The organism is Nostoc sp., from assembly GCF_036916655.1.
GTDB lineage: Bacteria > Cyanobacteriota > Cyanobacteriia > Cyanobacteriales > Nostocaceae > Nostoc.
In genome coordinates this window covers 67,138-89,083 of record NZ_JBALFY010000100.1, presented here as the reverse complement: position 1 = coordinate 89,083, position 21,946 = coordinate 67,138, and the positions used below count along the sequence as shown (strand labels likewise).

Sequence of the window (21,946 nt, the reverse complement as noted above, 5' to 3'; positions counted from 1 at the left end):
GAAACTGTGGGATACCACCACTGGCAAAAAAATCAAAACCCTAACTGGGCATACAGACTCGGTTTTGGGCATCAGCTTCAGTCCCGATGGCAAGATGCTAGCTTCTGCCAGTGCTGACAAGACGGTGAAACTGTGGGATACCACCACTGGCAAAGAAATCAAAACCCTTACTGGGCATACAGACTCGGTTAGGGGCATCAGCTTCAGTCCCGATGGCAAGATGCTAGCTTCTGCCAGTCGTGACAAGACGGTGAAACTGTGGGATATCACCACTGGCAAAGAAATCAAAATCCTTACTGGGCATACAAACTCGGTTTGGGGCATCAGCTTCAGTCCCGATGGCAAGATGCTAGCTTCTGCCACTGCTGACAACACGGTGAAACTGTGGGATACCAGCACTGGCAAAGAAATCAAAACCCTTACTGGGCATACATACGAGGTTTATGGCATCAGCTTCAGTCCCGATGGCAAGATGCTAGCTTCTGCCAGTCGTGACAACACGGTGAAACTGTGGGATACCACCACACGCAAAGAAATCAAAACCCTTACTGGGCATACAAGCTGGGTTTATGGCATCAGCTTCAGTCCCGATGGCAAGATGCTAGCTTCTGCCACTGCTGACAACACGGTGAAACTGTGGAGGCTGGATTTTGATTATTTACTCCAGAAAGGGTGCAGTTTTATGCGCGAGTATTATAAAACCAATCCCCCTGATAATGAGAGTGACAAGCACCTGTGCGATGGTGTTGGTAATTCATAATACCGATATTACCCATGCGGGAACCGTTATAAGTAATGCTTAAGCCATAGTTAATACAACTTAAACAGTACTTATTAATGGTGAAGCTGTAGTTACAGACGCTCATTATATGATAAGTAAACTTGAAGCTATAGTTAATACAACTTCTTCTGTAGTTATGAATACTCAAGCTGTAGTTAACACAGCTTCTTCTGTAGTTATAAATGCTCAAGCTGTAGTTAACACAACTTCTTCTGTGGTTATGAATGCTCAAGCTATAGTTAGCACAGCTTCTTCTGTGGTTACAAATGCTCAAGCTGTAATTAAGATTATGGCGCTTCTCGTTTAGGTGCAATACACTTTGACCTCACTTCCATTCCTCTCTCCTAAAAGGAGAGAGGCTTTGAATCTTACCCCCCAACGCTAGTAGGGAAGGGCTGGGGTTAGGTCTGTATTTCATGCAATTGAGAACCGCTATAGATAGACGCTTTAGATAAATTAAGAGAATTTACCAGTAGTTCTCTCATAAAAAGTATAAGTATTTTTGTGGATTTTGCTGAACCAGAATGTATTTTCAGTAGGACATAGTAACTATATAAATGTTACGAGTAACTAAATTTATGTCTTTGAGAAAACGTACATCCCGCGTTCTAGAAAATGCTGAGTTAAGATTTGCTGGACTCAAAGCAATTGATGCCAATCTGGATCTTGGAAATACTTGTAATTTAAAAGCCCTGACAGAAATAATTGAGGAATTACGCAGCAAGTTAGAAGCTCATAATACTGCTCTCAGCACAATTGACTCTTCCAAAGTAGAAATTGAAGAATTAGAACAAACCTTGGGTACTTTCTCCGAAAAAATGCTGATGGGAATTGGCTTTAAATACGGCAAAGATAGCCGCGAATATGAGATGGCTGGTGGAGTTCGCAAAAGTGAACGTATCCGTAAAAGCAGAGCGACTCGCCTAAAAACTATTGCACAAAAGACATCTAGCCAAGGCACTCAATCCTTGTAGATGTTTAAGCAATACGAGTAATGAGTAATGAGTGATGAGTAATGAGTAATGAGTAATAGGTATTTACTCATTACTTATAAAGTTAAATTGAATTACTATATTTTTTTACTCATGATTAATTATAACGTAAATATCAGTATTCAAGAAAGAACAGAAAATTTTGCGATAAGAGTTATCAAAGCTTATTCTGAGCTAAATAAAAGACCTTTTGACGACGCTGGTAAGATATTGTCTAAACAATTTTTAAGAAGCGGTACATCAATAGGTACAAACTGTTCAGAAGCTAAATATGCACAATCAAATAAAGACTTTATCAATAAGTATTCTATAGCCTTAAAGGAAGCCAGTGAAACCCTTTATTGGATAAAAATAATGATAAAATCGGAGTTAGTGTCAAAATCAAAATTTCAAAATCTGATAGAAGAGAATGAAAGAATTGTTAAGATATTAACAACTTCAATCAACAAATTGAAAGAAAAATAAAAAATAATCCACTCATCACTCATCACTCCTTACTCCTTACTCCTTACTCCTTACTCCTTACTCCTTACTCATTACTCATTACTCCTTACTCATTACTCCTTACTCCTTACTCCTTACTCCTTACTCATTTTGCTTCACCGACGATGACACCCTACCTCAACGCCACATATCTAAAATTCGCGTTGTGAAAAGATAAAAATAGCGATCGCTAACAACATGGCACTATAAAGTAAGCCATAGCCAGCATTCAGAATCAGTGTAGTTGTATCAGGTAGTGCTTGCAAACCATAAACGGCATCATTTTTCAAATCTAATCGAGATAAATCTGGCAAGATGAGAAATAAACCTTGAGTTAGGCCTTCTATGCCAAGGTTGCGGCTAAGACGACCAAGTTGTACTAAATCTTGAGTAATATTGCCGATTAAATATACTGCAAAGGTTAAGATAGTCGCTAGCAGAGAAGCAGTAAAAACACCGAGGGTAATAGCCACGGCGGTGATTAATGACAACTGCAAAAATAAGAAAAGTGCTGCGATGAAAATACTCGCCGTTGGATGAGGAATATTGCCAAATTGCAGAAATCCCAGATAAATTACTGTCATTATAGCGATCAGTACGGCTAGTACTGCGGATAAACCCAAGTATTTGCCAACGATGATTTCGCTACGACTGACAGGTTTAGCAATCAATACCAAGATAGTGCGCTTTTCAATTTCTTTATTAACTAGTCCGGTACCAATAAATATCGTAATAATTAAACCGATGGCATTCATCGCTGCCATCCCAAAGTCTAAAAACATTTTGCCTTCAGTCGTCGCTGCAAATTCAGGAAGAGTGCGGAAGGCAATGGCGAGTATTAGCGCATAAAAACCAATAATATATAGTATGCGATCGCGTACCACTTCCTGAAAAACATTCTTTGCTAACACAAAAATTCTGTTAATAGCCATTTTTTATTTGTCATTTGTCATTTGTCATTTGTTATTGGCAAGAGGTAGAGGGGGAGATAGCGGAAGGAAAAGAGGTAATTGTATTATTGTCCCCCTTGCTCCCTGCTCCCCTGCTCCTCTGCTCCACTCCTCACAGCTGCGGAAGTGGTGAACCAGGAATCAATTTACTGGCGACATCGCATTCAATGTCTGCAACTATAATCTTATTGCCGGAATCGCTGGTTGCTGGAAGTTGTTTAATCCGACAAGATTTTTTCAAATAATAGCCTCGTGGGTTAGAACTTGGGCCTGTCCAAATACTTAGTAAATCTAATATATATCCAGACTTATTATTATCTACACGCGGTTCAACACGCCATACTTTCCTTTCTTCATATTTACCCAGGTTTTTTTGAATTACTTGCCTACCCAGAGTAACTACGCGATGCTCCCGATCTTTTTGAGGTATCAGCCATTTCTCTACTTCTGACCAAGGTCTTTTAGCTATTTCTTCTTCTACTATTGGTTGAAGTTTCTCTAGAATTATAGCGCCGTTTCGTGGGATTTTTACTGGTTCTTCTGTTCTGACAACAAAGGTACTACGTTTAAAAGTATCTGCCTGCAAACTAGGATATTGTTGTAACCAATTATCCATCACAAAATAAAACTGAATCCAGCAACTTAGCAGCATACTACTAGCAACTAAAATTATGATTCTTTGGCGGTCTTGTGGTTTAGGAATTCGAGCTTTGGCGTCAGTGTCATTTCCTTCGATAAATTCTGGTATTGCTGTAATTAGTGCTGAAAGTGTCGGCCAAAAAACGATTGTTCTTGCTGTAATTACATCCTCTTGATTTCCAAAGGCAAAAACACTTACTAAGAATCCTGTGATGACTGCACCAACTGGCATAAAAGTACCAGGAACCCTTAAAGGATCTTCAGTTGTATACCAAGCTGTGCCAGCAATTAAAAATAACCAACCAAAAAAAGCAATGATATCTTTAATATAACCTGTGGCAAAATATGAGATTCCCCAAGAAAAAACACTCAGATAAATAAATGTCTGCCAAGAATAGGCTTTCGGTGGAACTAATATTTTTCTAATTCCCGCATAAAGCCCTTCCGCAAATTTAAAAACCCCAAATACATCTTTAAATAGCGTATTCATACTCCTCCCTACACCTGATTAATTGATCGCTAATCTTCCTCTGTATTAAACAATTAAATTCTTGCTACTTTGAACGAAATAATAAAATAATAGTTATAGCAGTATAGCTCAGAGAATTGGCTATTAATATAGTAGTAACTAAATTAGTGTTTTGAAAGTTAACGCTGCTTAGACGAAGCCTTTGCTGCCTCTGAGATATTTTAGTTTCTTCTTCTTTAGCTTCTTTTTTAACCACTGGTTCATGCAATGAGAATAGCAAAACTCTTAAAATGAAAAATTTCATCAAAAAAGTAGCGAAGAAAATTATACAGGCAGTTAATATAATTAAAGTTTGGGTACTTGGCAATTTAAAACTATTAAAAAGCATATAGTTAATTAATTCTGATTTCACCTGTATCGGTAATAGTGGTTCAGATACAAAAAATATGCACCAACCAATTACACTAGAAAAAAGATTAATAGAAATGGCATAAAAAGTACTAGTTTTTTTGTCAAATTTGAGTCGAGAGTGTAAAACATAAGCTTCGATGGGGATGGCAATCATTACAAATAAAAGGTCAAACAAGATTCCACCAATGGGAAAAATCTTCGGAAGCATCCAATCTTCAGGCATGAATCGTCAAGGGTAAGGGTTAACTGTAGAGAGTATAACTGGGATAGAGAGGGTAATGGGGGAAATTATCTCATTGTTTTTGCCCTTTACCTGGATTTCTCACAAGTGAGAAATCCAAGGGGTGTGGGAGGATGGGGAAGAAGTCTTACCCCCCACACTCCCCACACTATGCGTGAGAAATCCGGGTTTACTATGCTGGTGTGCGAGTATTCCATTATCAATATTTTTAATACATTAATTTAGCCATTGTACGGACTCCTGAGAGCGGCAGTTTCTCTACCTGAGAAGACAAGACGTTAGGTAAGATTAAAGACTGCCACGTTATAGCTTTTCGAGAAATGACAAGGAACGGTATTGGTATTCGCACGGCGCAAGTGCGTCAGGAACGGCTCGTTGGTCAAATTCACGTCTACGATGGCGTGGGTAAAGGTAAGTCCCAAGCGGCTTTAGGGGTGGTTTTGCGCTCCATTGGCTTGGGGATAAATACGCCTAGCAATTCTAACCGCGTTTTGCTGCTGCGGTTTTTAAAAGGGCCAGAACGTGATTATGACGAAGATGGCGCGATCGCAGCTTTGCAACGCGGATTTCCCCATTTAATTGACCAGGTTCGCACGGGGAGAGCCGAATTTTTTGGGCATGATGAAATTACGATCTTTGATCGAGATGAGGCGACGCGGGGGTGGGATGTAGCCAAAGGTGCGATCGCTAGCGGCCTATATTCAGTTGTCGTCTTGGATGAAATTAACCCCGTTCTAGATTTAGGTTTGCTACCAGTAGATGAAGTGGTACGGACATTAAAATCCAAACCCCAAGAGTTAGAAATCATCGCCACTGGACGCGCTGCACCGCAAAAATTACTTGATATTGCAGATTTGCACTCAGAAATGAAACCTCATCACCACCCAACAGCCAAAGCTCTCTTACTTGAAGGGATTGAAATTTATACTGGTGCTGGTAAAGGTAAGTCTACTAGTGCATTGGGTAAAGCCTTGCAGGCCATTGGTAGGGGAATTAATCATCCAGGATCTACCCGTGTATTGATTATGCAGTGGCTTAAAGGTGGTAGTGGCTACACCGAAGATGCTGCGATCGCCGCTTTGCAGCAGTCGTATCCAGAAGTGGTGGATCATCAGCGTTGCGGTGGAGATGCCATCGTCTGGCGAAATTCTCGGCAAGAATTAGATTATGTAGAAGCCGAACGGGGTTGGGAAATTGCGAAAGTTGCGATCGCTTCTGGATTGTATAAAACTATTATTCTCGATGAACTTAATCCCACTGTTGATTTAGAACTACTCCCCGTTGAACCCATTGTGCAAGCTTTACTCCGCAAACCCCGCGACACCGAAATCATCATTACTGGCCGCTGTCAAAACCCACCGGCGTACTTCGACTTAGCTAGCGTCCACTCAGAAGTTTATTGCCACAAACACTATGCCAATCAAGGTGTAGAACTTAAACGAGGCGTAGATTTTTAAGGGTTGCTGATTAGTGACCTTGTAGCTGTTAGCTGTGTCAAGGAATTGTTTGCAGGTCATCCCCATCCCTTAAAAGGAGATCGTGCAGGTGAATTTGCAGTAGACCTAGAAGGTGGTAAACGACTTGTATTTAAGCCAGATAACGACCCCATTCCTCTTACCGAGGATGAGAGCATTGATTGGTCAAAAGTTACTGCTGTTTGTATTGTTTTCATTGGAGATTACCATGATTGAGGCAACCCGAACATTCACTCCAGATTGGGTATCTCCTCCCGGTGATACCATCGCTGATATATTAGAAGAACGTGATTGGACACAAGTACAGTTAGCAGAACGATTAGGCTACACTGCGAAACATATCAGCCTACTCATCAACGGCAAAGCACCCATCAATGAAGAAATAGCCCTGAAGCTAGAACGAGTTTTAGGGAGTACAACAGCATTTTGGCTCAATCGCGAAGCCCAATATCGTGCTGGTTTAGTACGGATAGAAGAAGAAAACCGCTTAAAGAAGTTGACAACTAGCAGGAATTTTTACTTCTCGGTAGTAAAATATTTTGCACAAAGCGATCGCGTCCTGCTGCCTTTGCTTTATACAAGGCCCGATCCGCTGCGGCAATCATTTCTTCTAAGTCAGAATCGGCCTGAGGAATTTCCGTCGTAAACCCGACGCTAATGGTTACATGAGGACTAACTTGGGAATTTTGATGAGGAATTGCTAGTGTTCGGACAGCATGACAAATTTTGTCGGCAACATAAGTTGCTCCCTCGGTATCTGTGTTGGGTAAAATGACAGCAAATTCTTCCCCGCCATAACGGGCAACTAAATCTCCTGGGCGTTTAATAATATCTTTGATGGCTTGAGCGATTTCTTGAAGACAGCGATCGCCTATCCGATGACCATAAGTATCATTATATAATTTGAAGAAATCAACATCGCAAAGAATCAAGGAGAGCGGACTTTGTTCGCGTTTTAGGCGCTGCCATTCTTGGTTAAAATACTCTTCAAATCGTCGGCGATTAGCTACTTGAGTTAATCCATCGATAGTAACTAATCTCTGCAATTCCATATTTACGGCTTCCAGTTTTTGCTGTAACTGAGATTGCTCAATCAAGCGTTTTACCCGTTGTCGCAACACTGGCCAATGAATCGGTTTGGTAACATAATCCATTGCTCCCACTGCAAATGCACGGTCAACTGACTCTTGATCCTCCAGTCCTGTAATCATTAAAACTGGAGTGTGCTTGTTATAATCCAAAAGCTGTAACTGAGTGCAACACTCGAACCCATCCAGATCCGGCATTATGGCATCAAGGAGTACTATATCAGGGTGCAGTTGCTTAAAAACAGTTAAAGCCTCTATACCATTTTGAGCCTCCGCTATTTGATAGCCTTCCCGCTCCAAGAAATGCCGCAGTATCAGGCGAATAAAAGGTTCATCATCAACAATTAGAACTAAAGATTGGCTTTCTTGAGCAGTGGCTTTCATGGTACTTCCTTCGCGAGTTCTTTTTCTAAGGCAGTTTTAACTTGTTCATATTCCTGATATAGTTGTGAAAATAATTCTAGGATGTTTTCTAATTTACTGCTGCGTCCCTGTGCTTCTAACAGCTTGCAAAGCTGCGCCAAGGCGATCGCTCCAACAGAAGCACTGCTAGACTTAAGTTTGTGGGCTGTCTTCCATAGGGTTTCGGTATCCTGATTTATAATAGCTGTGTTTATATCTTCTACTAGTCTCGGTGTTTCTGTAAGATAACACTCAATTAGTTGAGCAAATACCAGACGATCTCCTCTGACCATATTCCGCAAGGATTGGATGATTTTGGCATCAATATTATTGGCGCTTTTTAATATCTGATTTTGCCCTGACTGTATAATATTTGGCAAAGGTGGCAATTCTGGCCAAATAATTTTCCCTTGTTTGCCCATAGAAGTAAATTCAGAACTTCTTTGAGGTTGACATTTGCTGAGAGCCTGAGCTAACTCTGGAAGCTGAATCGGTTTGCTAAGGTAGTCATCCATACCAGCAGCAAGACAAACTTGGCGATCGCCCCGCATTGCATTAGCAGTTATGGCAATGATATAAGGACGAAAACCCACTCCCCATTCTTGATAGATTCTCCGAGTTGTTTCTAACCCATCCATTTCTGGCATATTGACATCCATCAACACTACGTCATAAGGCTGTTTTTGCAAAGCTGCGATCGCTTCTAGCCCGTTAGTGACGACATCTGCCCCATAACCTATTTTTTGTAGCATCAATAGGGCAACTTTCTGATTGACAACCGTATCCTCTGCTAGAAGAATCCGCAGTGGCAATCGATGGGCTAAATGGCGATCGACTAAGGGAAAATGAGAAACACTGGCTGCGATCGGCTGATTTCCCAAAATACGGGTAATAACATCGTAGAGTTGAGACTGTTTTATGGGTTTACTCAAAGAGGCAGCAAACTGGACATCATTAAAGTCAGAGGAAGTTTCTACTTTACCCAAAGAAGTCATAATCACTAAAGGCAGATTTTGACAACTAGATTGCTTACGGATTTGACGAGCTAGGGTTATGCCATCCATTTCTGGCATCTGCATATCTAAAATGGCAATATCAAACTGTGTTCCCTGAGCAAGTTCAGCTAAAGCTTCTTTCGCAGATTTGGCAGCATAAGTTTCCATCTTCCAAGACTCTGCTTGCAAGCTAAGAATTTGGCGGTTCGCCAGATTGTCATCCACAATCAAGATGCGCTTGGATGCAAGCTGCACTGGCGGAGTGCTGAATTCCGGTTGTTCTGACTGAGCCGCTATTTTGGTTGTAATAGTGAAGTAAAATGTTGAACCTTGTGAAGAATCAGGAAATAATAATTTTCCATTTTTCCATCTAGGGCTAGGATTGCCACCGACAAATCCCTGGCTTTCTACCCAAAGAGTGCCACCCATCATTTTACTAAGCCGCTTGCTGATTACCAGTCCTAGCCCTGTGCCGCCATATCGTCTAGTCATGGAGACATCAGCCTGAGTGAAGGGTTGAAATAGTCGTTCTATTTTATCTGGTGCGATGCCAATACCTGTATCTTTGATAGCAAATTGAATTTGGACTGGGGACTGGGGACTGGGGACTGGGGACTGGGGAGAAGTTTCTTGATCCTCCTCATTACCCCTTATCCCCAATCCCCGATCCCCATTACCCCTTATCCCCAGAGGGGGCCCCACCTTCCCCAATTCCACAGAGAGTAGCACTTCTCCCTGTTCAGTAAATTTAATGGCATTGTTAAGGAGATTCATCAAGACTTGGCGCAGACGTGTTAAATCGCCGATGATCTGAGTAGGAACTTGGGGCTGGATTAGGTAAACTAATTCGATATCCTTTTGGGCAGCCTTTGGAGCCACAAGTGAAATAGCTTGTTCCACACAAGCCCTTAAATCAAAAAGCTGTTCTTCTAATTCCAGTTTGCCCGACTCAATTTTGGAGAAATCTAAAATGTCGTTGATGATGGTGAGCAAAGCATCTCCGCTACTGCGAACTGTCTCCACCAAGTCTTGTTGTTGAGGCATGAGGTCAGTATCCAGCAATAAACCTGTCATAGCAATAACAGCATTCATTGGAGTCCGAATTTCGTGGCTCATCATTGCCAAAAACTCACTTTTGGCCCGATTTGCGGCTTCTGCGTGACGTTTTGCCTGCTCTAAAGCAAAGTTTTTCAAGGTAAGTTCTTCCCGTCGGCGCGTTTCTTGTTCCAGTAAGTGAGCTTGTGCTAGAGCAATACCTAATTGAGCCGCCACTGCTTCTAGTAATTCGATTTCGTCTTGTGTCCATTGTCGAAAATAGCTGCATTGGTGTAAGATTATCGCACCATTGGGTTCTCCTTGATAGGATGTGCGGATTGATAGCATAGACTTCAGCCCCATTTTTCGGCAGATCGCTTCAGTCTCTTGGAGTAAAGGATCGACGTACACATCACAAGAAGCGATCGCATTTTCTTGCGCCATCATCTGCTCTGCATAGGGATTATCAGTCAGGGGAACTTCCGATCTCAACATAGTGCAGCGATCGGGGAAAATATTATACTCTGCTACTAGAGGAATTTGGGGTGTGGGGTGACTAACGTAGGAATGGATTAGACAGCAATCAACTTTAAAGGCTTGTCCAATTTGGGTAGCAGCCGTCTCAAAGATTTTGCTAGTATCGAGACTTTGACGAATTTCCTGAGTAATTTGTTCAAGTAGTAGAGTGCGATGCAATTGCCTTTGCAGCGCCTCTTTAGCCCGTTTGTTTTCGGTAATGTCGTGATTAATGCTAACAGTGGCGATCGTTTCTCGCTGTTCATCCTGTAAGGAGACTACGGTTGTTTCAGAAATTCCCTCGCTACCATCTTTACGAATAAAGTGTATTTCCCCCGACCAGCGTCCCTGCTGGTTGATTGTTTCGAGAATTTTGCTGCTTAATGTTGGGGCTACTTCCGGCTGTTGCAAAATACTAGGAGTTTTAGCTAAAACCTCTGCTTTACTATAGCCATACATGGTTTCGGCAGCAGGATTCCAGTCAATAATATTGCCGATTAAATCTGTGATAATTACGCTATCATGCATGTTTTCAAAGGTAAGGGCTTGCCGATGTAGACTCGTTTCGGCAAGCTTGCGTAAGCGCAGTTCCTCATAGACATCGCTAATATCTGTCTGAATCCCAATAAAGTGGCTTAATTTGCCATTTTCGTCATAGATCGGAGAAATACTCAATTGATTCCAAAACAAAGTACCATCTTTGCGATAGTTGCGGAGAACCACTTTACAACTTGTTCCAGCTTGAAGAGATGAGCGCAATTCATTGAGTGCTGGTTGCTGGGTATCTGTGCGTTGCAAAAATCGACAGTTTTGCCCAATCACCTCAGTAGCACTGTAGCCTGTTATTTGCTCAAAGGCGTGGTTGACGTAAATAACCGGATTGTAAGCAAGTCTAGCATCGGCAATAATAATTCCATTACTGGTAGCAGCAAGTGCCCTCTCCCTCAGTCTCAAGGTTTCTTCAACCATCTTTAAATCAGTAATGTCAAACATAAACCCCCTCAGCATGGTAGGAGTTCCTGCTTCTTTAACGACACTAACAATGTCTCGTAGCCAAATAACTCGCCCATCGGCTGCTAACATTCGGTATTCTAATTCGTGATTTTCGCACCTAGCAGTTGCTTCTTGGCGAAAACAAACCGACTTTTGCTTGTCATGTGGATGCAGATGATTAACCCAAAAATTTTCCTCGTACCATTGTGCGATCGCATAATTTAGCAAGTCTACCGCTTGCGGCCCAACGTAAGTAAATCGCCAAGTCTTCAAATCTAATTCCCAAGGGATGACTTTGACAGTTTCCAACAGCTGTCGCAAACGATTTTCACTGGTGCGGAGGGCAATTTCTGTTTGTTTCTGTTCAAAAATCCGATGAGTTAATTCCTGATTTATTGCTTTTATCTGTTGGTTACTTGCTTTCATCATCAAGGTAAAATAGATTGATAATATCAGGGTGATAACAAGAAATAACCCTAAAATCAATACTACTTGTGTGAATAACCCCGGAGTTTGGATTAAAAGTCTCTGCCAAAGTAGGACTACAGAGATTGAGAAGACAATCCCCAGCAACAGCGCTAGTAATTCTTGTTTGCGGAAAAATTTCACAGCTTTAAACCAGCAACCCCTTCGGGGAATTAAAAATTAAAAATTAAGAATTACAATCCCCATAAACAAATTTAGGGACTTGTATCATGAGTCGTTTTCGGTCATATCAGTGCTGTTTGACTATTTATTAACCCTCCAGCACTTTAGGGCTTATCAGAGAAGGCAGTCCCGATGAAACAAGTTTCAAAAGCCTTGAATGAAAGAATAACTGGGGACTGGGGATTAGGTACTGGGGAGACAATACCTGGATTTCTCACTTGTGAGAAATCCAAGGGGTGTGGGAGGTGTGGGAGGATGGGGAAGAAGTCTTACCCCCCACACTCCCCACACCTCCTCTTCCCCTGAAGCCTATACTATGCGTGAGAAATCCGGGAATAGTAACTACTCACTCAGCACGGGCTAAACCTTAGCTATCCGCTAACAGTACTTTCAAGTCATGAGCTAGACAGCGCAGCATCTCTTAGAGAGCATCAGGCAGCGATTGTAGGAGTAAAGAACTATAAATGATTTCTGGACTATTACCCAGTTTAAAAAGAAGATTTGTATCTCGCGCTATACGTCTTGATACAAAGCTTCCAGTATTGCTTCAATCCCACGCTTTTAAACGTGAGTTACTCCTTCCTCCTGAATACACTAACTTTTACTTCTAAGTAATCTAAAATATCAATGTCAAGGGTACAATTACGGAATTTATTTTTAAGTAAAACATTTGAATATAATCGTTGGCAAAAAACTTAATAATTTATAGTTATATAGCAATACAGTTCAGATAAGGTCAAAACACTTGTAGAGACGGCGATAAATCGCCGTCTCTAAAACCCAAAATTGTTGCTAGTAGCCCTTAAGTGAACTGTATTGATTTATATAGGACTAGTATTTGATCGAACAGAATTCAGGAGTCAGAATAGTTAAAGAATAAGAAGAACATTTGATAGATAAATATGCTAATTATTCTGTAGTTCTTATAAATTCTGACTCCTGGATGCTGAATTATTACGGCAGTTTTAGTTTTTAGCGTAAACCCAAGCGTATTGGGTTATTTTCACGTGTAAGCTGTTACCTATTTTTTAAGATAGGTCTATTTCTGTACTTGTATTTTAAATTACAGCTTCTTGGCGTTGACAATCAAAAACAACCATATAGGAAGCATTTGGTATTTCCTGAGGGAGGTGTCGCATATAGCCATCAGCATCAGAACGGGTGCGGAAGCGAGCCACAATTTCCTGTTGTGTATTAGGAACTAGACGAGCGATCGCCCAAGAATTCAGGCGTTCTTTATAAGCAATAGCCTGATTGTCTGATTTAGAAGCTTTGTTATCCGTATTTTCTGGCATAATTATGTTATCCGTATGAAGTTTAATGAAGGGCGTTAATTAGTTTCTAGGTAGGAATGCACTAACGCTTTTTTTTATGCTGCTGCCACCTTGTTATTCGATTATGAATAAATTGTCAACACTTAGCGCTACATTTTAGACCAACTTAGTCGAAATTTTCAGATAGTTATGAATCTCAAATCCTTAATTTGCAATTGTTTCCAGCACACAACAATGCTCAAGCAAATAGTTTGGCAATTATTGGGCTTGCATGATTTGTATGCCTACACATAAGTAAAGTCCGCATCAGTGGTAAAGCAAACATCAATGTCTGAAAAAATACTATTAGAAACTCACTAAAAAAAGAACAATAACGTGCGTAGAATTAATAGGTGCAGACAACCTTTTAATTTTTTTATAGTGCTATACCTACGGTCAAGCTATATTGCGGGCATTTACGTTTTCTATAATTAGTTTAGAATATTTAAATTTTCATAGTTTATCAAATAGAATTCAGGAGTCAGGAGTCAGAATTCAGGAAAGGTATTCTGTATAACTGGCAGATCGCGCAGCGGGGCGTAGCCCATTCTGAATTCTTTTTCAATTAGATATAAAAAAAATGAATTTTTCCTAAAACTTTTATTAGATGTGTAGCAACAATATAAAACTCCTATTTGATTTTTGAACAAATTAAGTACCAATCGAAAAGGCTTATTCTCTACTTCCCACTCCCAGCCTACGCAAGTCAGTTCAATAATCAAAGCGGATCACTATCTGTGTTCCAATTATTTAATTTAAAACATCTTGACTAACTGCCATAAAATAGGTAAGATTTCTCCGGCAAAATATAGCTTTGATAATGAAAACACCATTTGTAACATCAATAATTCAAAAACTAGCAGAGGAAATGGAAGCAGTAGTTCTGGTAGATCCAGAATGTAGAGTTTTAGGAATGATTACGTTTAAAAATGGCAATAAAACTTTTTTTCGTAGTAGCAGGTTTAGCATTAATTCTTTTGCTTCTGTAGCAATAGCTAAAGATAAAGGGGCTTCAAACTTTTTTCTAAATCAATTTGGTTATAAAGTTACCGAAGGAAAAACATTTTTTTGTGAAGAATTATGCGAAGAAATAGCCGATCTTAAGAATATAGATGCCGGATTTTATTATGCTCAAGAGTTAGGATTTCCTGTAATTGTCAAGCCAATTAATCTCAGTGAAGGAACATTTGTTACAAAGGTTCATGGCAAGCAAGAATACTATCAAGCAGCCAAGAAAATATTGCGAAAAACGTCAGGATTTATTGTTGAGCGATTCTATAGTGGTAATGATTATAGAATTGTAGTACTTGATGATGAAGTAGTTTCAGCATATCAAAGAATTCCTTTATTTATCATCGGGGATGGTAAATCTAATGTTTGGGAACTTATGCAACAAAAACAGGAAAATTTTATCAATAATGGTAGAAAAGAAATTATAGATTTTGAAGATTATAGAATTAAAAAAAATTTGCGAAGACGGAAATTAAAGTTTAATACTGTTATACCCAAGAACAATATAATCTATCTTTTAGACAATGCAAATTTATCAACTGGAGGTGAAGCAGTAGATTTCACTGAAAATATACATCCTGATTTTCAAAAATTAGCAGTAAATATTACAAAAGATATGGAATTGAGATTAGCCGGTGTGGATATTCTGACTAACGATCTAACGTCACCAATGCTAGATTACACGCTCATTGAAATAAATGGCGCTCCTAGCTTAACTCACTACGCTTCATTTGGTGAAGTTCAGACGAAAAGAGTAGAAAATTTATATCTTAAAGTTCTCAAAGTACTTGAAAACGAAAATAATAGAGAAAAGCATTGATTTTGATTGGAGGCGGAGTAACTCTTACTCCGCTTTAGCTATCTCTTTATCATTCCTTATCTAGTAAGGATTCAAACTCAGCTTGTAAGGCGGTTATATCTGCTAATCTTGTGACTAGTAAATTATCCTTGCCAGCATCACTTAAACGTACTTTCCAATAACGAATACTGTCTGAGTTGTTCAACCAAAACTGAATTACGGTATCTACTACTTGATCTAGATTCCAATCCCATTTTGCTGGAACTGATTCTACCGATTCTAGAAATGTATCTAGTGTACATGTATACATTCCCAAATATTCCACACCTTGCTGGTGTAATTTTTGTCCACTTTGCTGTTGGTGATTAAAAAACTGCAAAAGTGGAGAGACTCCGACAATATCAAAAGTGTATTTCATGCTAGTACTCCCAGTTTTAAACTATATTTTAGGGAAGATTTAGTTTTTCTAAAATCACGTCTGGAAAGGAACTAAAGCATCTAGAAAAAGTTTAGATTTGGTTTAGATCATCGGCATTAAACCTCAGTCATAAATTAGCACTGGCAAGCATTGAGTGCTAATATTTATTTAGGAGTTTGATTGATTATTAAAAAGTTTCAGGCATGAATTAAGGGAATGTATATATTTTTAATAATTATTTAATGTTTTGCGTAAGTCCCTATCTTTTCTGCAAAATGCTGATGCGAACAAAGTAGTCCTAAGATATAACTTCAAAAGCCGTGTAAATTGGTGGTGCAGTTCTGAAAGTGTCACTCACCATACTTGCCTTTTGATTGAAGCAGTGATAGGATTTACTTGTGTGAGGAGCAAGTTAAAAATAAAAAGCGTCTGGGGTGGAAACACGGCAACACTCCCAGGCGCTTTTTAATTGGTATACAGAAAAAGTTTTTGAGATAATCACCTAAAGTTCAAAATATCGTATACAGCAAAGGCTGTATAATCAGCAAACTTAAAGCGAAACTTGGTGCTATATGCATGTTAGTAAAAGATTCTGCACCAAATACTTAAGGAAATAGATCGGCATCTGATGCAGCAATAGCCAAATCTAAAATCCAAAATCCAAAATCCAAAACTCCTTAAGTCGCACCAAATTCAGACTGTAAAGCTTCATCGTTATTATCAGCGATCGTTGCCACAATGGTAATTAGCCGAGATACTTCGCCAGGAGCTAATTCTGCTAGGGTGCGTGTTGATATTACAACTACGCGATTTTCAATAATACCGAAACGTGCTTCAAAAGTGCTAGAGCAGTTCAACTCCAAAAGATAACGCAGCAATCTAGGTTCATCTTTAGCAGGTAGATTTAGCACTGTAGACCAAACCGTTATGGTGTCTTCATCGGTTGTGCCATTGAGTTGGACAAAGACTTCTACACTTCCGTACTTAAACTTCCAGAGATAACCACCTTCTGGAGTGTGGCTAACCATCGCACTATCATCTTGTTCCAAAGAGTCGATGACATTTTCAATTACCTCCAGATGGTTAATGCTGGTTGTCTCAGTGATTAGCCCATTAATGGATTCGTTACTAGTTAGGGTTTCTGGGTAGCTTGTCATACAGATTTTTTTCTCAACATACTCGCTATTTTATCTACACATACCTGATAATACCAATTTGAAAAAAGAATGCGGCAAATGGTAAATGTTGACTGGAAGCAGGATTTAGGGGATGACGTATATCACCAGAAAGCGATCGCTTATCACAGCTGGCTGGATGATGCGATCGCAAGCGATTACTCACTACTCCTCATCTTCACCAAGGATTACCAACCATTGTGAATCCAGCCCAGTAATAAGGATGCGTTAGGGATTCATCAGCGCTGTCAGCAGGTAAAGGCAAGTTCCCGACGACTCCCAAACCTTGCACTTGTCCATCCTTTACGAAAATCTGCCCTTTGGCCATAGCTACCTGAGCCTCTCTGAGGGCTTCTGCTTTAATCGGGGCTGTCTTTAAGTTCTCATAAAATTTCGTCATCAACGCTGCTGTCCCAGCATCATTAACCGACCAAAGACTAGCAACACTAGTTTTCACACCTGCCAGCACTGCTAAACCTGCAAATCCTAGTTCGGATTCTTCATCACCCAAAGCTGTTCTACAAGCACTCAGCACCAGCATTTCAACTTCGGGTTCATTCAGCCGCAACTGTCGTAGTTGATTCAAGCGTAACTTGTCTTCCCACAGTTGAATATAGGAATTACTCAAAGCGCCAGTGGCAAAATCGGCATGGGTTGCCATGTGGATAATTCCAAAAGGTTGTTGGCGACGGATGGTTTTGAGATTGTCTAAGGTGGCTTGCTTGTCTAACAATAATTTGCCCTGCCAGAGTTTAGACACCAGTGTTGATAACTCAAGTGGGACTGCTGGTAAAGGCTCTTGTCCTTGTGTACTCTGAGAAACCCCCAACGCTAAAATTTGAGATTTTTTAATGTCTTTATAAAGGGTGTTAGTCAAACTAATACTCGGCATCAAGCCAATACTATATTTTTCTACTAGAAACCCTTTACCATCATGAAGCGCTGCCATTGGGGTTGAACGTAAGCCAATATCTGGTAGAAAAACCAGATTATTGATTTGTCTTGCCTGTAAATCTGCTTGTAGTGGTGCAATAATCCAGCGATAAAGTTGTTGGGATGAACCCAAGTAACCGGTGCGGCGACGATTTTGTGGACTAACTATTTGGTCACGGAATTCTTGAGCGACTTGGAGAACTTTGGCTCTGGTAGTTTCTGGGATGCGCTTGCGGATAGGATCGCCTTTTCCTGTTACTACGACTATTTCCAGTTGGTCGCTATCTTGTTCTGCGAGAGTATTCAATTGTTTAGTAGATTTTTGAGCTTTGCCAAAACTTCCCTCTGGTATAACCTCCACAGGAACAAAGCTGATATAGATAAATGCAGGTTTAACGCCAGTAGCTTCTTCAATTTTGCGAGCAATTTCTTTGGACTCATCCAGGGTTTTGATTTGAGGAGTGGGAATGCCTAAATGGTCGCTAAAATCATCTGTGAATTTATCTTCGGGTGTGGGATCGGTATTAATAATGGGATTGTCAATCTTAGGATTATTAGGGCCAGGAACATTCGGTTTACCCGGAGTACATTGGAATGAGCAAGGGGGAGGATTCGGGGTAAAAGTTGGGGTAGGAGTTGGAGTAGGAGTCTGATTGACGTTAATTCCTACCTGTACAGGTGTTGAGGATGAAACGCCATCGCTAGCTTTGACGGTGAAAGCATTAATTAGCCCTGTGGTATTAGTTGGTGGCGTATAATTTAGTGTTTCACCTATAGTTAATTTTTCTCCCGCAACTAAAGTGGTATTGCCTCGTTTCAGGGTTCCTGATTGGATGGCATCAATGACAACAGTCGTATTATCAATATTCACATCATTAGTGCTGGCAGTAAATGTGAAAGAAAAGGGTTGATTGGGTTGGGCATTGGATGAGAGGAGGCTGTTTGTCGTTATTGTCGGTGGGGTGTTCACAGATGTGATGGTGATTCGGGTTGGAGTGCCAGTAGCATCTCCACCATTTGGCAAGACTGGAAAGTTGCCAGAAGCGAGGATTGAAGTGTCTCCCGCATTAATTGTTCCGGCTGTGCCATTGGTACTCGCTGCATCACCTACGATAAATGGCACATTATTTTGACCACCATCATGTCGAATTGCGACAGTGCCTCCCGCAATGCTAGTGGTTCCTCCTCCTCCAAAATCCAAAATTCCGCCAGTCGCGATGGTAGTACCTGTGCTTCTTCCTTGTACTAGTCCATTTGTCAGCACTTGGACATTGCCACCTTGAACAGTGTTGGCATTACCAAAATCCGTTGTGGCCTGTGTGTTGATGCTGTTAAAGCGAATTGTGCTGCCAAAGGGGTTGGTAGTTTGTAAAGTAACGTTGCCACCTGTGGCACTTGCAGTACCATCGACGTTAGTGGCTGTTGCTGAGGCATCAATGCCGTCATTCACGGTGATATTATCTCTGGCAGTTAAACTAATTGCACCAGATTTAGCTGTAAAATCTCCACCTGGTAATGTCTTTGATGCAAATGAGTTAATGGCCCCTGTGGTAATACTGCCTGCTGTAGTTGTTACGATTACATTTCCACCTGTACCTGAGTTAGTACCATTAGTTGCAGAGGAAGTAATTCTACCCGTGATGATGTCGCCTGTGGCACTTAAATTCACTGTTCCAGCAGATATACCACCATATCCAAACCCAGTTGTATCCAAATTTCCCAATAATAGGCTGGCTCCCGATATGGTAATGGCTCCCCCGGTTGTCTTGATTGTGTTGGCAGGATTGGCAAAGTTTACAGAACCATTTTGTGAAGCCAGGCTGAAGCTACCGCCATTACCCAAGTTTAATGTAGCGACACCAAGGGTAGTTACTAAGGGTGTAGCTCCGGTGATGTCGTTGATGGTAATATTACCTGTAGCTTGTAAGTTGATATTTGTGCCTGATGCTGCGATCGCACCCCAAGAAACGGTATTAGCCCCAATATCTGCATCACCAAAGGCAATATTACCTGCTGTAGCATCAAATGTCCCTATCCCACCATCAATAATTGTCAATGTGCTGGGGTCTAGTAATAACGTCCCAAAGTTGCCATTGACGGCTGAAGTATCTACTAAACCGTTGAAGGTCAAGGAATTTTTGCCTGATACTTCGACATTTCCACCATTGCCGACATTTGCTCCTCCACGAGCCGAGATGTTGCCATAATATTGGGTTCTGTCATTCCCCCAAACAATTATCCGTCCGCCGTTTCCATTCAAATTGCTATCAGCATTAATGACAGATTTTGAGTCCACATAAGTCCGATCGGCGTTGGGTAAAGTCCCCTTACCTTGAAAATCACCGCCAATTAGTACAGTACCGCCGTCATTGGTTCCAGAGGCGTTAATGTTGGCATCAATCACCGCGACTCGTTTACCCAAAGCAGTTACTTTACCGCCTGTTTGACTCGATACATCCACTTTCCCAGAAACAATGGTTGTCCCTGGTGTTGTGGGAATTGTTACATTCGAGGCTGTTAATTTTACAGTGCCATCAGGATTAGCAGTTAACCCTGTGTTCCCAACTGTGAGCAATTCGGGTAAAGATACAATGGGAATTGTCCAGTTATTGGGTTGGCTGCTACTAGAGGCGAGGGGCTGAATTTCCAGACTCAACAAATTTCCTGGCTGACTAAGACGCACCCAATTTTGTCCTGGTACGGATGCGACAGAAATTTGTCCTCCCGGTGCTGAAAGTTGCCCGGTGTTGACTACAGTACCACCCAATAAATTCAAATTTTGCCCAGCACCTACTGTCAAATTTCCAGCATTGGCGATCGCTCCTGGCTGGTTCGTACTAAAGGCAAATCCATTGGGGTTTCCAACTAAATTACTGTATTCATTAACACCGATAGCATTAAACCAACTGCTGCCAAAACCAATGCCGTTAGCTGTTGTCACCGTGAAAGCACCAGGTACATTTAAACTGGCGTTTGCTCCAAAAATAAATCCGGCTGGATTCATCAAAAAAAGGTTAGGATTGCCACCTGTTACTTGAATTAAGCCATTAATAACCGAGGCATTCCCGCCTGTAATTCGACCAAGGATATTTTGCAGCGCCGGACTAGCTTGAAAGTTGGCGATTTGTTCTGGTGAAATCCCAAATTGCTGAAAGCTGTGGAACAGATTTGCACCATCTCTAGAAGTTGTGCCACCAGTAATATCAAGTCGATTACCATTGGGTGTAACAATTGTGTTTGTCCCATCGTTAGCAGGAACTATTTGTTGTGCTTGAGCTAATCTGGGACTTACCAGCGAGGCAATAACTAGGACTGAAGCGGCGATATTTGACAGTAAAGATTTTTTGCGCCGCAATATAAAGCGACCTGTGGCTAATTCTACATCGATTTGTAACTTATCTGCTAATCCCCGCCGCCAAAGTGCTTGTGCGATCGCTCGTTTAGACCAGAGTATTTGTTCTTTTTGTCTATTAACAGAGATGCTTTGAGAATGATTTCGGTAAAAATAGAGTGGCTCTTTGACTCGTAGCACTTGGGCTACTTCTGAAAGTCGCAGACATAAGTCATAATCATAGGCACAGCAAGAGAATGATTCGTTAACACCTCCCACTCGGTCGTAAACCGATCGCCGCATCAAGCGGAAGTGAAACGTCATGAAGTTCACTAACAGACCTGCTTGAGAGTAAGGAATATTACAACGATGACCGTAGCTGATAACTTTGCCGTCTCGATCGATATTTAAATAGTCGGTGTAAACAAATCCTACTTCTGGATGGCGGTTGAGGACTGTGGCGGTTTGGGCAAGGGCGGTAGGGGCGAGGATATCATCATTGTCTAATATACCGATGTAAGTTCCCCTAGTTTGGGCGATCGCTGCTTTACAAGCCGCAGCAACTCCTTGATTCTCTGCCTCCAGTACCCGCACTCGTTCATCTTGTTGAGTATAAGCATTTGCGATCGCCACCGATCTATCTGTAGAGCCATTATCCCAAATCAGTAGCTCAAAGTCTTGCCATGTCTGCGCTAAGACGCTGGCGATCGCTTCTTGAAGGTAAGACTCGCGGTTGTGATTGACGATGACAATGGAGATCAGTGGCGACATCGAAGTATTCCCAAGTTTTTTACCTGTTACCACAATATAATGCTAGGGACTATCACTTAGAAGAAATCGCCGTTAAT

At 41.0% G+C, this 21,946-nt stretch carries 17 protein-coding genes and 1 pseudogene; 9 read left to right on the top strand and 9 right to left on the bottom strand.

Going from position 1 to position 21,946, the window contains the following annotated elements; genetic code table 11:
• From V7L31_RS27325 to V7L31_RS27310, 4 genes are all read left to right on the top strand, one after another.
• The coding region (locus V7L31_RS27325; protein WP_334699153.1) for a WD40 repeat domain-containing protein at positions 1–760 on the top strand (760 nt) is incomplete at its 5' end.
• 109 nt (positions 761–869) lie between these two features.
• Complete coding sequence (locus tag V7L31_RS27320) at positions 870–1,088, top strand: hypothetical protein (protein WP_334699152.1); 219 nt, start codon at positions 870–872, stop codon at positions 1,086–1,088.
• A 271-nt stretch (positions 1,089–1,359) separates the two neighbouring features.
• Positions 1,360–1,755 carry a hypothetical protein gene (locus V7L31_RS27315; RefSeq protein WP_334699151.1) on the top strand — a complete coding sequence of 132 codons (396 nt, stop codon included), beginning with the start codon at positions 1,360–1,362 and terminating at the stop codon, positions 1,753–1,755.
• Positions 1,756–1,803: 48 nt separating this feature from the next.
• Entirely contained in the window at positions 1,804–2,238 is a 435-nt protein-coding gene (locus V7L31_RS27310; protein ID WP_334699150.1) for a four helix bundle protein, read from the top strand.
• A gap of 170 nt (positions 2,239–2,408) precedes the next feature.
• Here the strand turns inward: V7L31_RS27310 and V7L31_RS27305 are convergent, their stop codons facing one another.
• The 3 genes from V7L31_RS27305 to fraC all read right to left on the bottom strand — a co-directional run bounded on the left by V7L31_RS27305 (position 2,409) and on the right by fraC (position 4,948).
• Positions 2,409–3,188 carry an ABC transporter permease gene (locus V7L31_RS27305; protein WP_334699149.1) on the bottom strand — a complete coding sequence of 260 codons (780 nt, stop codon included), beginning with the start codon at positions 3,186–3,188 and terminating at the stop codon, positions 2,409–2,411.
• A gap of 130 nt (positions 3,189–3,318) precedes the next feature.
• On the bottom strand, positions 3,319–4,335 hold the full coding sequence (fraD, locus tag V7L31_RS27300) for a septal junction protein FraD (RefSeq protein WP_334699148.1): 1,017 nt from the start codon (positions 4,333–4,335) through the stop codon (positions 3,319–3,321).
• 64 nt (positions 4,336–4,399) lie between these two features.
• Positions 4,400–4,948 (bottom strand): filament integrity protein FraC, encoded by a 549-nt coding sequence (fraC, locus tag V7L31_RS27295; protein ID WP_334699147.1) that lies wholly within the window; start codon positions 4,946–4,948, stop codon positions 4,400–4,402.
• Positions 4,949–5,286: 338 nt separating this feature from the next.
• On the opposite strand from fraC, the gene V7L31_RS27290 reads away from it, so the two are divergent.
• The 3 genes and pseudogenes from V7L31_RS27290 to V7L31_RS27280 all read left to right on the top strand — a co-directional run.
• Positions 5,287–6,423, top strand: a complete 1,137-nt coding sequence (locus V7L31_RS27290; protein WP_292846879.1) for a cob(I)yrinic acid a,c-diamide adenosyltransferase — start codon at positions 5,287–5,289, stop codon at positions 6,421–6,423.
• A gap of 3 nt (positions 6,424–6,426) precedes the next feature.
• Entirely contained in the window at positions 6,427–6,657 is a 231-nt protein-coding gene (locus tag V7L31_RS27285; RefSeq protein WP_334699146.1) for a hypothetical protein, read from the top strand.
• Positions 6,590–6,853 (top strand): annotated as a pseudogene (locus V7L31_RS27280) (helix-turn-helix transcriptional regulator); the annotation flags it as partial. The gene V7L31_RS27285 and the pseudogene V7L31_RS27280, both read left to right, overlap by 68 nt.
• Positions 6,854–6,944: 91 nt before the next feature.
• On the opposite strand, the gene V7L31_RS27275 reads toward V7L31_RS27280, so the two are convergent.
• From V7L31_RS27275 to V7L31_RS27265, 3 genes are all read right to left on the bottom strand, one after another.
• Entirely contained in the window at positions 6,945–7,913 is a 969-nt protein-coding gene (locus V7L31_RS27275) for a PleD family two-component system response regulator (protein ID WP_334699145.1), read from the bottom strand.
• Complete coding sequence (locus V7L31_RS27270) at positions 7,910–12,079, bottom strand: PAS domain S-box protein (RefSeq protein WP_334699144.1); 4,170 nt, start codon at positions 12,077–12,079, stop codon at positions 7,910–7,912. Before V7L31_RS27270 ends, V7L31_RS27275 begins: the two co-directional genes overlap by 4 nt.
• A 1,097-nt stretch (positions 12,080–13,176) precedes the next feature.
• On the bottom strand, positions 13,177–13,413 hold the full coding sequence (locus tag V7L31_RS27265; protein ID WP_179066311.1) for a hypothetical protein: 237 nt from the start codon (positions 13,411–13,413) through the stop codon (positions 13,177–13,179).
• 838 nt (positions 13,414–14,251) lie between these two features.
• Between V7L31_RS27265 and V7L31_RS27260 the strand changes: the two genes are divergently transcribed.
• Positions 14,252–15,262, top strand: a complete 1,011-nt coding sequence (locus tag V7L31_RS27260; RefSeq protein WP_334699143.1) for a cyanophycin synthetase — start codon at positions 14,252–14,254, stop codon at positions 15,260–15,262.
• A gap of 49 nt (positions 15,263–15,311) precedes the next feature.
• Here the strand turns inward: V7L31_RS27260 and V7L31_RS27255 are convergent, their stop codons facing one another.
• Together V7L31_RS27255 and V7L31_RS27250 are read right to left on the bottom strand one after the other, a co-directional pair.
• Positions 15,312–15,659, bottom strand: coding sequence for a hypothetical protein (locus V7L31_RS27255; RefSeq protein WP_334699142.1), 348 nt, complete (start codon positions 15,657–15,659; stop codon positions 15,312–15,314).
• Between the two features lie 677 nt (positions 15,660–16,336).
• Entirely contained in the window at positions 16,337–16,816 is a 480-nt protein-coding gene (locus V7L31_RS27250; protein WP_334699141.1) for a YbjN domain-containing protein, read from the bottom strand.
• Between the two features lie 78 nt (positions 16,817–16,894).
• On the opposite strand from V7L31_RS27250, the gene V7L31_RS27245 reads away from it, so the two are divergent.
• Positions 16,895–17,038 (top strand): hypothetical protein, encoded by a 144-nt coding sequence (locus V7L31_RS27245; RefSeq protein WP_334699140.1) that lies wholly within the window; start codon positions 16,895–16,897, stop codon positions 17,036–17,038.
• On the opposite strand, the gene V7L31_RS27240 is transcribed toward V7L31_RS27245, so the two are convergent.
• Complete coding sequence (locus V7L31_RS27240) at positions 17,013–21,869, bottom strand: CHAT domain-containing protein (protein WP_334699139.1); 4,857 nt, start codon at positions 21,867–21,869, stop codon at positions 17,013–17,015. The genes V7L31_RS27245 and V7L31_RS27240 overlap by 26 nt on opposite strands.
• Between the last annotated feature and the right edge of the window lie 77 nt (positions 21,870–21,946).